General features: G+C 40.5%; 11 protein-coding genes. 6 read left to right on the forward strand and 5 right to left on the reverse strand.

Going from position 1 to position 13,692, the window contains the following annotated elements; genetic code table 11:
* Window positions 1-158 precede the first annotated feature (158 nt).
* Window positions 159-1,331: a metal-dependent hydrolase family protein gene (locus ACFSMW_RS17580; protein ID WP_390357602.1), complete on the forward strand. Its 1,173-nt coding sequence runs from the start codon at window positions 159-161 to the stop codon at window positions 1,329-1,331.
* Between the two features lie 104 nt (window positions 1,332-1,435).
* Here ACFSMW_RS17580 and ACFSMW_RS17585 read toward each other — a convergent pair whose 3' ends face one another.
* The gene (locus ACFSMW_RS17585) at window positions 1,436-1,630 is read right to left on the reverse strand and encodes a CsbD family protein (protein WP_390357603.1); all 195 of its coding nucleotides are present in this window, start codon (window positions 1,628-1,630) and stop codon (window positions 1,436-1,438) included.
* 371 nt (window positions 1,631-2,001) lie between these two features.
* Here ACFSMW_RS17585 and ACFSMW_RS17590 point away from each other — a divergent pair, with 371 nt between their 5' ends.
* Complete coding sequence (locus tag ACFSMW_RS17590; RefSeq protein ID WP_390357604.1) at window positions 2,002-3,189, forward strand: hypothetical protein; 1,188 nt, start codon at window positions 2,002-2,004, stop codon at window positions 3,187-3,189.
* Window positions 3,190-3,353: 164 nt separating this feature from the next.
* On the opposite strand, the gene ACFSMW_RS17595 is transcribed toward ACFSMW_RS17590, so the two are convergent.
* From ACFSMW_RS17595 to ACFSMW_RS17610, 4 genes are all read right to left on the reverse strand, one after another.
* Entirely contained in the window at window positions 3,354-4,658 is a 1,305-nt protein-coding gene (locus ACFSMW_RS17595) for an MFS transporter (protein ID WP_390357605.1), read from the reverse strand.
* 33 nt (window positions 4,659-4,691) lie between these two features.
* Entirely contained in the window at window positions 4,692-6,251 is a 1,560-nt protein-coding gene (locus ACFSMW_RS17600) for an AMP-binding protein (protein ID WP_390357606.1), read from the reverse strand.
* 376 nt (window positions 6,252-6,627) lie between these two features.
* The gene (locus ACFSMW_RS17605) at window positions 6,628-7,161 is read right to left on the reverse strand and encodes a ribonuclease H-like YkuK family protein (RefSeq protein WP_390357607.1); all 534 of its coding nucleotides are present in this window, start codon (window positions 7,159-7,161) and stop codon (window positions 6,628-6,630) included.
* A 309-nt stretch (window positions 7,162-7,470) separates the two neighbouring features.
* Window positions 7,471-7,824: a SpoIIAA family protein gene (locus tag ACFSMW_RS17610; RefSeq protein ID WP_390357608.1), complete on the reverse strand. Its 354-nt coding sequence runs from the start codon at window positions 7,822-7,824 to the stop codon at window positions 7,471-7,473.
* A gap of 256 nt (window positions 7,825-8,080) precedes the next feature.
* Here ACFSMW_RS17610 and ACFSMW_RS17615 point away from each other — a divergent pair, with 256 nt between their 5' ends.
* The 4 genes from ACFSMW_RS17615 (at window position 8,081) to allB (ending at window position 13,660) form a co-directional block, all read left to right on the forward strand.
* Complete coding sequence (locus tag ACFSMW_RS17615) at window positions 8,081-9,232, forward strand: M20 family metallopeptidase (RefSeq protein ID WP_390357609.1); 1,152 nt, start codon at window positions 8,081-8,083, stop codon at window positions 9,230-9,232.
* Window positions 9,233-9,353: 121 nt separating this feature from the next.
* Window positions 9,354-10,775, forward strand: a complete 1,422-nt coding sequence (locus tag ACFSMW_RS17620; RefSeq protein ID WP_390357610.1) for a YfcC family protein — start codon at window positions 9,354-9,356, stop codon at window positions 10,773-10,775.
* A gap of 315 nt (window positions 10,776-11,090) precedes the next feature.
* Window positions 11,091-12,095 (forward strand): LacI family DNA-binding transcriptional regulator, encoded by a 1,005-nt coding sequence (locus tag ACFSMW_RS17625; protein ID WP_390357611.1) that lies wholly within the window; start codon window positions 11,091-11,093, stop codon window positions 12,093-12,095.
* Window positions 12,096-12,286: 191 nt separating this feature from the next.
* Window positions 12,287-13,660: an allantoinase AllB gene (gene allB, locus ACFSMW_RS17630; RefSeq protein ID WP_390357612.1), complete on the forward strand. Its 1,374-nt coding sequence runs from the start codon at window positions 12,287-12,289 to the stop codon at window positions 13,658-13,660.
* Window positions 13,661-13,692: the final 32 nt, after the last annotated feature.

Here is a 13,692-nt window from a genome sequence, read left to right on the forward strand (position 1 = left end):
CAGTAACGGAAATAACGTTTTCTTTTAACAAAACGGGCGGAAGGGCAGTTTACTTTGAGAGAGAAACGGTTTTTTCTCTTTTAGGTCAAGGGCTATCACTAAAGGTGGGTATTGTGTAAATACTCACCTTTAAAATTATAAAGGAGAGGACAATTTTTATGGAATATATCATGGATAATATTCAAATGCTATTTGGTGCCAATTTGGAAGTGAAAACCGAACATGGGGTCTGGGTTCAAAACGGGGAAATTTATAAAGTACTGCACAAACAAGATTATCCCAGTCATGTTGAACACATTGACGGAGAAGGAAACTACCTCATACCGGGATTAATAGATTTGCATGTTCATATGATGTGGGACGGTTCCAAAGATCCTGTGGCTACTTTACAAGAAGAGGGATATGAACAAATGTTATTTCGTGCAGTATCATACTGCCAAGACTATATTGAAGCTGGAATTACAACGATCCGGGACGTTGGCTCCGTAGATGATATTGCCCTTCATGTTGCCAAAGGTATAAAAAGAGGCCTTATCAACGGTCCAAATATAATTGCCAGTGGTAAGACATTAACTATGACAGGCGGTCATGATCCATTCTGGGCAAGGTTTGTGGATGGCCCGGATGAAGCATTAAAAGGAGTCAGAGAGCAGATTTTTAAAGGAGCAGAAGTTATTAAATTGAGTGCAACAGGTGGCGTGTACGGAAGGCATGAGGGAGAATCTGCTGGTAATTCGGAGTTAAGCATGGAGGAACAAAGAGTAATTTGTAATGAAGCACATAAATTTGGTCTGAAGGTTGCCTCACATGCCATTGGAAGAGAAGGAATCTTCAATTCTATACAGGCTGGGGTTGATACAATTGAGCATGGTCATTATTTAGACGAGGAACTTATTGCAATGATGGAAGAAAAAGGGACGGCATGGAATCCAACACTTTTTGTATATCAAACAATCGCATCACTAGAAGAAATACCAGCCTATGCAAAACAAAAGGCACTGGAAATTGTGGAGAGACACGAAAAAGCCTTCAAAAAATTTTTCGACCGCAACATAATAATTGGTGCGGGATCTGATGCTGGTTCACCATGCACCCCTCATACCGCATTACTTGATGAATTAACCACGATGTACACCTTTGTTCCAAAGATAAAAGAGATCTTAAAAACGGCAACAACTAATGCTGGTATCATTCTAGGAAGAAAAACTGGCCAGATTCAGGAAGGTTATGATGCTGATTTTGTTTTATTGAAAGATAACCCTTTGGAAGCGCTAAACAACTTACGTTCTGTCGCTCAAGTGTATATTGCCGGGCAGAAAGTCTATTCATGAGTAGAGAAAGTGGGCACTTCTACCTTATTGTTTGTGCTCTGAGTCAACTACTTTAACCCAAAAACAAGCTGCCTTTTTAAAAGGCAGCTTGTTTATCTGCTCTATTATCGTTCATTTTCTTCTTCATTTGCTTGCTCCTGAGCTTCACCGTATTTCTGCTTTAGCTCACCTTTGGCTTTATCTTTTTTGCCAGAAGCTTGTTTTTTCTTATCATCTGTCAATTTACCAAATTGGTCTTTGACTTCGCCTTTTACTTTGTCGAAGGCGCCTTTTGCTTGATTCTCTTTACCTTCAGTCATATTGCTTCCTCCTTTAGGTACGGTTAGAAAACTGTACCCTTGCCGGTGTTTTGCTAAACTTTTCTATTGCAGCAACAGTATTAAAAAATTGTCCGCCTTGCAAGCACCAGTTCCCGAGAATACGAGAAAGACCGTATGTCAGCCAAGCACTTCTATCTTATTCGTGTTTTTCTATCTGTGCAATTGCTTGTTCCACGCTAATGAACGAGGGGATGTTGCTTAAACCGTTGTAACCTTGGGAGCCGGACATGGCGATCTTGGGTGTAAACCCTGATATGGCCTAATTGATTGGCAATGATACAGGCTGGTTTGGGCAGGGGCAGTCTGGGGAAAAGCTGGTTATCTGACATGATAAAAAGGTGGAGGACAGATTGAAGAAAATAACCGTTGGTATTGTTCCTGCACCAGAACTTCCAACAACAATCGCCTATAAATTAAGCGGCAATTTGGAAGATGCCTTGAATGAACAAATTCCCGGTGAAATAAAATGGGTGGTAGAAGTAGAGACCAATCGTTTGCCGGGAGCCGCTGAAAAAATAAAGGATATTATGGATGAAGCACTGCATCTAAAACAGGAGAATAATTGGAATTACGTGATTTCTCTAACGGATATTCCTGCCTTTTATCGCAAATCTGTAGTCATTGCTGATGCAGACATAGAAGGTAATATTGCACAAGTGTCCCTGCCGGCTTTCGGACTGATACCTACTCCCAATAAAGTGAAGAAAACATTGCTTCAGATGGTGAAAGAGCTTTATTATCGGCATGGCCATAGCGGTAAAAAAGTAGCGTTCGTGAAAAAAAGCATTGGCATCAAAGAAAAGACGAATGATAAAAGGTTTTACGGAAAACTCATGGAGGCCTTCCGCTTTTCAACCATCAATAGATTGGAGTTCTCTGAAAAGTACGATGGCGTTTCCATCAGATTTGTTCTTGTTCCGAAATGGAACGGAATGGTGAAAGTGTTAGCTGGAATGACGATTTCCAACCGGCCGTGGGCTATCATGCCATCGTTTAAAAAAGTTGTAGGACTTGCATTCGCCACTGGGTCTTTCATGTTGGTTTTTACCACCCTTTGGCGAATGAGTGCTTTGTATGGTTTATTTCGCCTCATCGGACTTATGATACTTGCGACGACTGGCATGGTCATCTGGATTGTCTTTGCGCAAAATTTGTGGGAGAAGAAATCTAATTCATTTAGTTCAGCAAAACTTCGTTGGATGTATAATGCTTCTACGGTTTCCACGCTCAGTTTTGCTGTCATGTTGTTTTATATGGGTATGTTTTTTCTTTTTCTGGTAGCGGTTTTTGTATTTGTTCCGCCAGATATCTTCCAGGATACCATTAAGGAGGATGTAGGTCCCGTTGATTATTTGAAGCTAGCTTGGCTTGCAGCATCAGCTGCTACTGTGGCCGGGGCAATCGGAGCTGGACTGGAGAAAGCGGAGGTAGTCAGGACAAGCACATATGGCTACAGGCAGCGGCAGTATGTGCGTTCTAAAGCTTTTCAGGAAAAAGAAGAGGCGGAAGAGGAGGAGAAAGAAGGGGGAGAGCAGTAGTTTAGATGTATTTTCAGGAGGTCCTCATATTTCCAAATACGACTGTATATTTCAATGGATCAAGACGTCTTTGAGGGGGATTAGTCAGCAGCTTCTGCTATTAAAGCAAATCAAAAGGCCGGGCAGGTATTTATCCGCCCGGCCATGCTCTCCAATGAATCATGTCACTCAGCCCGTGCTGATTGATCAATTGTATCAGCAATATCGTTGTATTGGGTGACTTTTCTCGTGTCAGGCACGAAAATGCTCAACACGAGAGACAAGAATACAAAGGCTATCATAAAACCGCCAAATACCCATGGTGATGGGCCATAAGATTTTGCCATTGCTGTCCAAGCCATCGGTCCAAAACCAACAATAGCCGCCGCGATTTGATAAGAAAAGGATAATCCTGTGTAACGAACTTTTGCCGGAAATAGCTCAGAGAACAAGGTACCCTGTGTAGCGAATATGATTGCCCAAATGATACCAAGCATAACTGCTTGCATTAGATACAACCAAGTGGCACTGTTATCGATCAGCATAAAGTAAGGTACGGATAATAAGAACATGAGCACCAGACCAAAAATGTAAATCGATTTTCTACCTATGAAATCAGATAGATAGCCAACTATTGGAATGGTAATGATCATGGTGGCACAACCTACTGTAAGTGCAGTCAATGCAGTTTCTTTTGAGTAACCTAAATATACTGTGGCAAAAGTCAATATGAAGGACATGATGAACACATTGAAAAAGCCATCCCCTAGTTTTAGACCAATTGCATGGACCACGTTCTTCCAATGATTTTTTAGAGTATCAACGATGGGAAATTCAGCAAGCTGTCCGCTTTCTTTTTGTTCTTTAAATTCAGGTGTTTCTTCAATGCCGCCGCGAATCCAAAGGGCTAATACAATAAGCACAACACTGAATAGGAAAGGAATTCGCCATCCCCACGCTAAAAATTGTGCATCCGTTGTAAAGTAACTGATAAAGGTGAGGCTTAAAGATCCTAGAACGAGGCCAAACGGAACGCCCATTTGCGGTATGGAGCCGTAAAGTCCACGAAGTCCTTTTGGTGCATATTCTGTTGCTAATAATACTGCACCGCCCCATTCACCGCCAAGCGCAATCCCTTGAACGAGCCTTAAAACGACTAATATGAGAGGGGCTGCTAATCCAATGCTTTCATATGTAGGCAGTAAACCTATAAAGAAAGAACTGCCGCCCATCCCGATTAATGTCAGCATTAATGCTGTTTTTCTCCCAATCTTGTCGCCAAAATGACCGAATATGATACTGCCAATTGGCCTGGCGGCATAACCAACTCCAAATGTCGCAAATGAAAGGAGTATGCCGATAGAAGGATCGTGACTTGGAAAAAATAAGGTGGAAAATACTAAGCCTGTAGCAGTTCCGTACAAATAGAAATCATACCATTCAATGACAGAGCCTGACAGACTTGCTAAAAGGACGCGACTTTTTTTCAATGCATACACCCTTTCCGGATACAGTTTTAATCATCATAAATGAATGTTTTCCTTTAACTTATGTTTCTGGATTTTACCAACTGAGGTTCTAGGGAAATCATCTACAAACGTAATAGAATCAGGGATTTTAAATTTTGCCAGTCGCGCACGACAATGGGCTATTAACTCTTCTTCGGATAGCAGATAACCCTGTTTTACAATAACAAAAGCTTTGATAGCTTCATCACGTATCGCGTCTGGAACACCGACCACCGCGGTTTCATAAACATGAGGGTGCTCCATGATCGCATTTTCCACTTCAATCGCAGCCACATTTTCTCCGGAACGTTTCATCATATCTTTCTTTCTATCAACAAAATAGAAGAGATCATTTTCTGCGACCAATGCATTATCACCTGTATGGAGCCACCCGTTTTGAATAGTTTGATTTGTGGCCATTTCATTTTTAAAATAGCCTTTCATGATGGTACGCCCTGGAATACCTTTGACAAGAATTTGACCGGGCTGATTCTTCGGTACTTCATTGCCTGCTTCATCTATCACTTTCACGTCTGCACTTATAATGGGTTTTCCAATGCTGGTATTGTCTCTCAGCTCATCCAACGGGTTCATCAAAGGTGGAGCAACTGTTTCTGTCATGCCATATAGTTGCAGCAGCGGTACAGCATATCTCTGTTCAAATTCTGAGAGTTGATTTTGCGTTACTGATTGTGCAAAAATGATTAAACGCAACAGGTTCTCCTTGTCTGCTATATCGTAATTTTGAGCTAATATCATACGGATAGGTGCTGCGAACAAAGAGCCCACCGTAGCTTTTAGTCTCTTTGTTTGCTTCATATATTGCGATGCGCTAAATCGCTCTGTGATTGCTACGCTTCCGCCAACTGTCAATGCAGGCATGAAGAGGTAATATTGTCCGTTCCCATGAAATAGCGGCAATACAATTAGTGCCCTGTCCTCTGGTGAAAAGCGGACGGTTTTAGAGACGGCTTCCCCCGTATAAATATAATTCGTGTGGGTAATCATGCACCCCTTCGGTTTGGAGGTCGTTCCGGAAGTGTACATAATCGAAACCACATCATCCCCTCTTATTGACACATAGGGAGCGTGCTCTTCTACCGCTTGTTCAATTAGGTGGTCGACACTTATACTTTGAAGTTGGCTATTTGTACAACGTGTAATCAATGTATGCTGCAGATTTGGCAAATTACTTTTAATATCTTGAAACTTATCAAGATATTCCTCCTCTGTTATCAGTAATATAGATTCCGAATGTGCCATGAAATATTCCATTTCTGCAGCAGTGGACAAGACATTTGTTGGTACCATGATTGCTCCTATTTTAGCCAGCGCGAACCAGGAGACAATAAAATCAGCGCAATTGGGGAGATGCAATGTCACTTTGTCTCCCTTTTTAACACCGAAATGATAAAGAACATGACTAAGTTTATCGACCCGGTTCAAAAATCCATGATATGTGTACTTGACCACTTTTTTATGGTTATCTTCAAACAAAAGAAAAGGTTTATCGCCATACATTCTGCACTTTTCTTGAAGCAAATCAATAATCGTTCTGTTTGCCATAAGATCCATCAATTCGCCCCCTTTCGATTGTCCGACATAAGAGAATATGATCTGTTTTGTACCGCCATTCCTTATCAATGACAAACCCTGTTTTTACAATTATTTCCTTCCAATTAATCTGTGAAGGGTGGTGCCACATTTTTGTAAGGAATCAAATAAAATAATTGTGGCAGTAGTTAAATTTTTCTAATTGTATCACAACATTTTAACATTTCCAATAATAATTCTACTCTTCTTATTTGTGATTATGTTCATGAAATGGCCTATTGAGGAGGTAAGAAGATCTGCGGGATCAGAAGGGAAAAACAGCCAACTAAATGTTTTCTTATCCCATTTAGTTGGCTGTTAGCCACCCATATAATAAAAAATTTAAGCTTAAGCATAGTCACTTTGTATAACGATTCGCATAACTTGAGGCAACAAAAGCATTTGGTTTAATTTTCGGTTCGACGCCGGCAGCTTCCATCCGATGCACCATTTCTTGAACGAATTTTCGTGTTTTACTTTTCTTACCACTGCCAATATCGATATGTCCTTCCATGGTAAACGAGGCACCTTGATAAAGATGGGGAAGAACAACATTGATGAGCTGTGCTTTTTTATCCTCCGTAAATAAAGAAACAATTTCTTCGGATAAAGACGTTTCATAAGAAATTCGCTCATGTAAATGCAACATTTTTCGTGGAATGGCTACTTTTCGTATGCATGCCCATACGCCTTTACCTTTATTGCGAATGACAATTCCAGTGATGAATAGCGTTTGTTGCGGATGAACCTGTGAATCAGTACCAACCATCAGAGAATAGTTGCCTGCAGGGCGGCAACGCATAAACCGCAATATATGTGAAAAGACCTGTTGAAATGTCATATCGTTTTCCTGCAGATTTTGAAACTGGTAAGGGTGATTTTCTTTTTGCATATTTGCATATCCCACTTTCTGAGTCAGGGATCTGGTTCTAGGTCTATTTTATGATGGGCATTGACATATGGTGAAAATGATTGTGACTTAACGCTGATTTGACCCGAGTTACTTACGAAGGAGAAAACAAGCGTAAACATGTTTGCGAGTAAACATGATCAGCTGCTGCTTCATATTTTGGCTTATTATTTTATGGGGAACAGGAGATGAGGGGGGACGCCATGACCAGCAAACCGTGAAGGATATGTAAATGGTGTAAGAATGCTGACTTTCCTGCTTACACCATTTGGCCGAGCTTGTTCATTTAGCTCATACTTGAAGCCACTCTCTTGCTTTGTCGATTTCTTCCAAGGGATATTGCGCGACTTCCACCCCAGGGATAAGATTTGCAATGGTGGCATCAATTTTTGTAAAGGTGTTATCTGACACGATAGCGCCTTTTTTAATGCTTTTCATATAAGAAAATGTTTTCATGTCTTCTATTAGTGCTTTAGGGGTGACACCTTCTATGTTTTTAAAAATGAATAAGATGTTGAGCGGCTCCTCCTGCAGTGTTTTCGCCTGTAAAGCTTCTTTGAACTTTTGTAAATCCTCCTTGGTAGCTGTTCCTTGTGTGATAAACTCCAACAAAGCTCCCTTTTCTTGTCCTTTCACTTCCAACATATTTTTCATCCTTTCTTTTTCTTTCCTTGGTTACTGATTCCTCTCCAGACAATAGTTAAAACCTGCGGCCATCCGTTATGATGCTTCACGGGGAGGTAACAATAAAAGTATGGAAAAATCTCGAAGAAAAGATACATTGTATTGCATCTTTCATACAACTTTTTCTGTCTATTGAAAGGCAAAGTTTTTTCACATATTTTGACAAATTATGATATACTTCGTAAATATAACTATTAAGAATATTGGAGGAGTAATGGTGTCACTTCAAAAAGATTTCGATCAGATTAAGAATGATTTAGTAGGAATCAGTAACCAACTATATGAGAACCCGGAGCTTGGCGATGAAGAATATGAGTCTATGAAGCTGTTAGTCGACTATCTCCGTGCTCAGGATTTCAAAGTGGAAACGGGGATAGTCGACCGGGACACAGCTTTTAGAGCGGAATATTCCAGTGATAAACCAGGGCCAACGATTGCTTATTTAGCGGAGTATGATGCGCTGCCAGGAATCGGCCATGGGTGCGGACATAATTTGATAGCTACGATGGCAGTCGGAGCCGGTGTAGTTCTTCGAAAGCATGTACAAGAAATAGGCGGGAAGGTCGTCGTGCTTGGCACACCAGCAGAAGAAACAAACGGTGCCAAAGTACCGATGAGTGAGCAGGGAGTTTTTGATGATATTGACGTAGCTATGATGGTGCATCCGGCAGATGTTTCCTCAGAAAGCGGCCCTATGCTTGCGATGGATGCGATTCAATTCTCTTATACCGGTAAAGCCTCTCACGCTGCTGCCTCCCCTGAAGAAGGCATCAATGCACTGGATGGTGTGATTCAACTATTTAATGGCATTAACGCCCTGCGTGAACACGTTCCATCGGATGTCAGAATGCACGGGATTATTACGAATGGCGGAGAAGCAGCGAATATTGTCCCGGAAAAAGCTGTCGCCCAATTTTATGTGCGTGCTGATAAGCGAGAAGTGTTGGACGATGTGGTTGCAAAGGTGAAAAATATTGCACATGGTGCTGCTTCCATGACGGGAGCGACAGTTGATATATCTAATTACGAATTGAGTTACGACAACATGATCACAAACCATGCATTATCTGATGCATTTACCCAAAATTTAAAAACATATAGCAAACATCCTGTTTCCCCTGCTGTCAAAGCAACAGGTTCTGCAGATATGGGTAATGTCAGCCAGGTTGTGCCAGCGATCCATCCCTATGTAGGATTAAATGAGCCTGGGCTCGTATTTCATACGAAAGCATTCGCTGATAAGACAATCACAAAAGATGGCGAGACGGCTATGGCAGATGCTGTGCTTGCACTGGCTCAAACAGGTTACGATGTAATAACGAAGAAAGATTTGCTGTCGGCTATCAAAAAGGAGTTTGAAAATCAGTAAGTCGACGTTTATCAAAACAGGTGATGCACCTCATCGCATGAAGCGGAAGCTTCTGCGGTGAGCTTGCCCGCGCTTGTAACATATTTTGAATCATAAAAAGTTACAGAAGGAGAGATTGCCTATGAGTCAAGTGGCGGTTGAGATGGAAAACAAACCGGAAAAACCGAGAAAAAAATTTCAATTCCCTCATGTTTTCGCGTTGTTATTTATATTAATTGTGCTTACAGCTGTACTGACTTATGTGATTCCGGCAGGAGAGTATGAACGAGAAGTAAATGGAGCAGGAGAAACAGTGGTAGTCGATGGAACCTACCATGAGGTGGCATCACATCCAACTGGTATTTTTGGAATCTTCAAATCAGTACATAAAGGAATGGTCGAAGGGGCTAGCATCATATTTTTTATTTTTATTGTAGGTGGCGCCTTTGGCATTTTGAATGCTACCAAGGCGATTGAAGCTGGGCTTGCCAGTGTTTCTGCTAAAATGGCTGGCAAGGAAATTTTTCTGATTCCTGTGGTGATGGTTTTATTTGCACTGGGCGGCGGCACATTCGGCATGTCCGAGGAAACAATCCCATTTATTTTGATCTTGGTGCCGCTAGCAATGAAAATGGGTTTCGATTCCCTAGTTGGCGCAGGGATGGTCATTATCGGTTCTTGTGCGGGCTTTACTGCAGCATTTTTGAATCCTTTCACCGTAGGAGTGGCCCAGGGAATTGCGGAATTACCACTTTTCTCCGGAATGGGGTTCAGGTTCATTGTATGGCTCATCTTTGTAGGTTTTAGTATTGCTTATGTCATGATATATGCTAATAAGGTAAAAAAGAATCCGGAAAAAAGTATGATGTACCATGCTGACCAGCAAAGAGACCTGGAAATGACTGCGCAACAGTCATCAACGATTGACATAAGGCAGCTAATCATTATTGGGCTGCTGATTTTGACAATCATCGGATTAGCGATCGGTGTGACTGTCTTTGACTGGTATATTACGGAAATAGCTGCATTATTTCTGATCATGGGGATTCTTGCCGGACTTGTGGCAAAATTCCGCATTAATGAAATTGCAGAGGCATTTGTTAAAGGCTGTGGTGAGCTGGTTGTTGGCGGTTTAGTTGTCGGGATGGCATATGGAATCCTGGTTGTACTAAAGGATAGTCATACGATCGATACGATTTTGTTTTCTGTTTCCAATTTAATCGGACAACTGCCAACCTCATTCTCTGCCATGGGGATGTATATCATGCAAAGTTTTTTGAATTATCTTGTACCATCAGGTAGTGGACAGGCTGCTTTAACCATGCCGATTATGACACCATTATCTGATTTGACAGGTGTCAGCAGACAAACCGCTGTATTTGCTTTTCAATTGGGAGATGGTATTTCGAATGCCATCACACCGACATCAGGTGTATTGATGGCCTCTTTGGCAATTGCCAAAATCCCTTGGATCAAGTGGCTCAAATGGACATGGCCTTTGATGTTGATTTCATACTTGGTCGGAGCGGTATTGGTGACCATTGCGCATTTGTTTGTTTGGTGAGTGGATTGCTTGTAAGAAGACTGTCCCTTTAATGCAATGATTGGATAGAATGTGTTTATCAAACAATAATTAAGACAATAAACAAAAGACGATTCCTGTGAATTTGGGGAGAGGCGTACAATAGAAATTAAAACATCATAGCAAGAGAAGACAGTATAAGAGTGAAGGAAATAAAGACTCTTTTACTGTCTTTTCCCATTTGAACTTCAAATGGAAACTCTCACTAAATTTTGAAAAAATACTTGAAAATATGCTCATAGTAATTTATAATCACATTAAAACGGTTTACTAAACCGGTTTAGGGAGAAGAACCAGTTGAAAAGAGTTACTATTTCAGATGTGGCGAAACATGCTGGTGTATCTAAAAGTACTGTTTCACAATTTTTAAACAAGCGATATGATTATATGGCTCTTGAAACAAAAGATAAAATTGAGAAGGCAATTGAAGAGCTGAAGTATCACCCCAATATGATGGCTAGAAGCTTGAAGGTGAAATCAACTAAGACGGTTGGTGTAATAGTCGCAAATATTTTACATGAGTTTACCACGCAAATTATACGAGCAATCGAAGATGTCTGCCAACAAGTAGATTTCCATATCATTGTTTGTAATGCCGATGATGATCCAATGAAGGAAGAAAAGTATATTACAATGCTTTATGGCAAACAGGTTGACGGGATAATTATCTTTCCTACAGGTGGAAATATTGAGTTATATAAAAGATTGCAAGATTATAATTTCCCAATTGTTTTTATGGATAGATTTATTCCCGAAATTGGAATTGATTCGGTTCTGCTTGATAATGAGATGGCGTCTGCAATGGCCATTGAAGAATTTGTGAATAGGGGTTATCAATCAGCAGGCATTATTACAACATCAGTCATAAAGAATGTGACGCCAAGACTGGAGCGGATAAGTGGTTATAAAAAAGCAATTGCGAAATATGACTTACCCCTTGTTCCCGGCTATATAAAAAGTGTAAAACGAGCGTGCATTCAACCGGAATTAGAAAAGATGTTTCATTTACCCAAACGTCCGGAAGCAATTCTAGCTGGTAATGACTTGTCTTTAATCGAGATTCTAAAATTTGCAAAAAGCAATAACCTTTCCATTCCAGGCGACATTGCCATAATTGGAGTTGATGATGTTTCATTTGCTGATTTATTTAACCCGCCATTAACGACCATTAAACAACCAACATTTGAAATGGGAAAAATGGCTGCAGAACTTTTGTTAGATAAGATTAACGGAGTGGGGAAGGATTCAAAAGAATATATTAATAGATTTCAGCCTGAGTTGATGAGAAGATCATCCTGTTAGACCAAAAGGCTGGTTTAACAGGGGATTTCTTATATAAAAATGAAAGCGTTATTAGGGGTGATAATGTGATTTAAGTTGTGTAACAGGGGTAACATTTGTATTTTACTAAATCGGTTTAGTAAATGGAGAGATGGTTATTTACGCAACTGTCTCAATTGAAATTTAGTGGATAAGAGAAAGGGGCAGTATATATGGACACAGTATATGATACCGCAATAATCAATGGTACGATCGTTTTGGAAAATCAGGTAATGGAGGGCACTATTGCTATACAGGACGGCAAGATTGCAGGGATCTTGAATAAAAATAATTCGGTTAAAAGCAAAAATCAAATAGATGCGTCTGGGAAGATAATTTTACCAGGGGTAATCGATCCTCATGTGCATTTATGGGAACCTGGTCCTCAAAAGTATCGGGAAGATTTCAATCATGGTTCTAAAACTGCAGCCTCTGGCGGCGTAACAACTTTAATCGAGATGCCCTTAAGTGTACCTCCAGTTATAGACAAAGAGTCATTTCATATTAAAAAGGAAATTGCAGACAGAAATTCTCTTATAGATTTTGCTTTGTGGGGAGGATTGATACCTAAGTCTGTAGACAATCTTCAAGAGATGCATGGATTAGGATGTGTTGGATATAAAGCCTTTATCTCCTATGCAAATAAGAATTATCCACACGCATCAGACGATGTTTTGCTAAAAGGTATGAAGAATGCAGCTGAATTCAATGGACTTATTGGAGTGCATGCTGAAAACGCAGATATTGTAGAAACGACAAGTAAGGAGATGGAGCAAGAAGGAAATATGGATCCTGAATCATACCCCGATGGCAGACCAGCTCTTGCGGAATTGGAAGCGATGGAAAGGGCAATCTTATTCGCGGAAAAAACGGGCTGCCGATTATACATTGTTCATATGACAGTAGCCGAGGGTGGAGAGATGGTTCGTCAAGCAAAAAGGAGAGGAATACAGGTCTCGAATGAAACTTGCCCCCACTACCTATTATTTGATAAATCAGTTCTGAAGGAAAAAGGCGTGTTTGCTAAATGTAATCCGCCAATCAGGTCATATGAAAACAAAGAGGCACTTTGGGATCAATTATTAAAGGGGAATATTGATTGTATTGGTTCAGACCATGGCCCCTACACAGACGAAGAAAAATTAGAATTTGGGAATAACATCTGGAAGGCACCCGCAGGTTTCTCTGGAATTGATGTATTGCTTCCCACTATGCTTAGTGAAGGAGTAAATAACAGGGGACTTGATTTAGTCACTTTAGCTAAATTAGTTTCAACAAATGCAGCAAAAACATTTGAATTATATCCAAAAAAAGGAACAATATCGGTTGGCTCTGATGCCGATTTGGTATTCGTCGATTTGAATAAAGAGTGGGTTTATAAAGGTGAAAATTCGTTTTCAAAAACGAAAAGTTCGCAGGGAATTTATGAGGGGTATCAGTTCAAAGGCAAGGTTATGGGAACCATGGTACGCGGACATGTAGTGTATGAAGATGACGAAATTAAGGGAGATTCCAGTTACGGTCAATATGTACCCAAACAATTATAAACTCTCCTGTTCCACTCTATTTGACTAATGAT

Origin of the sequence: Tigheibacillus halophilus (genome assembly GCF_042683165.1) — a bacterium.
GTDB classification, from domain to species: Bacteria; Bacillota; Bacilli; order Bacillales; family Amphibacillaceae; genus Tigheibacillus; species Tigheibacillus halophilus.